The following is a 1,597-nucleotide window of genomic DNA, read 5'->3' on the forward strand; positions in this document are numbered from 1 at the left end:
CTCGTGTACGCCCGGCCTGGGCATGAACTGATGGGGTGAAAGTCCCCTGTGGGAGTACCTGTAGTGTCCTTACAGTGACTCGGGCAGCGCGGCGAGCGGCAACGCTCGGCGTGACGGGACAGAAGTCAGCAGAGGCCCTAGTAGCCGAGCGAGCGTGGAGCGCTCGCCCGACGAAGGGCCGAACATGAGAAGCCAAGGCGGAGCCGTGGATTGCTCGCACGCGTCGTTGAACCCGACCGGGGGAGAGGCGTTGCGGCGTGATGCGTTGCTGCCAGCCTTGCATGACGACCTGATGGAGCGGGTGCTGGAGAGCGAGAACATGCGACAGGCATGGAGGCGCGTGAAGTCCAATCAGGGCGCACCTGGGATCGATGGGATGCGCATCGAGGACTTTCCCGAGTTCGCACGCTCGAACTGGCCAGCGATCCGCCAAGCCCTGCGTGAGGGCACCTACCGGCCACAGCCGGTCAAACGGGTGACGATTCCCAAGCCGAACGGTGGCGAGCGTCTGCTCGGCATCCCGACGGTGATGGACCGCGTCATCCAACAAGCCATTGCGCAAGTCCTGGGGCCGATCTTCGATCCAGGGTTCTCGGATGCGAGTGTCGGCTTTCGACCAGGACGCTCTGCCCATGGCGCATTGAGGCGGGTACAAGCCCATATCGGTGACGGCTACCGCATGGCCGTGGATCTGGATCTGGCGAAGTTCTTCGACACGGTCCAGCACGACGTCCTGATGGCCCGCGTGGGTCGGAAGGTGCGCGACAAGCAGCTGCTGGCCTTGATCGGTCACTACCTGCGGGCGGGTGTCTTGGTTGGAGGAACCCTTGAAGCAACGGAGATGGGCACGCCGCAAGGCGGGCCACTGTCGCCGTTGCTGGCCAACATCCTCTTGGATGACTCGAGGACCAAGGAACTGGAGAGACGGGGACACCGGTTCGTGCGCTATGCGGACGACCTGCTGATCCTGGTGCGCAGCCATCGCGCGGGTGAGCGGGTCATGGCGAGCGTGTCTCGCTATCTGACCGGCACGCTCAAACTGGTGGTCAACGCGCACAAGAGCCGTGTGGTCAAGACCGACCACTGCGAGTTCCTGGGATTCACGTTCCGGGGCAAGAAGTTGCGTTGGTCCGAGCACACCTACCAAGACCTCCGTCACCGGCGGCGCTTGCTGACCGGACGGAGCTGGGGCGTGTCGATGGACTACCGGTTCAAGAAACTCTCCGAATACGTCCGTGGTTGGATGGGCTACTTCGGCATCTCGGACTATTATCGGCCGATTCCCGAGCTGGACCACTGGCTGCGGCGGCGCATCCGCATGTGCTACTGGAAACAGTGGCGAGGGGTGCGCCATCGCATTCGCCAGCTGAGGGCTCTGGGGACGCCGAAGCGCGCCGCGATCTGGACAGGCATGAGCTCCAAGAGCTATTGGCATCTGTCCCGCTCGCTGGGCACGCAAACCGGGATGACCAATGACTGGCTGAAACGCCAGGGCTTGATCAGCATCCGTGATCAGTGGATGAAAGCGCATGGCTATGCCTGAAGTCCTCGTGTGCTCCCTTCTTGTGAACCGCCTAGTGCGGACCCGCATGCTAGG

At 63.1% G+C, this 1,597-nt stretch carries 1 protein-coding gene; it reads left to right on the plus strand.

Annotated elements, in window-relative coordinates:
• Nucleotides 1-184 precede the first annotated feature (184 nt).
• Nucleotides 185-1,543 carry a group II intron reverse transcriptase/maturase gene (gene ltrA / locus AC54T3_RS17390; RefSeq protein ID WP_496626568.1) on the plus strand — a complete coding sequence of 453 codons (1,359 nt, stop codon included), beginning with the start codon at nt 185-187 and terminating at the stop codon, nt 1,541-1,543.
• Nucleotides 1,544-1,597: the final 54 nt, after the last annotated feature.

It is taken from the genome of Halochromatium sp. NSM3, from assembly GCF_059621085.1.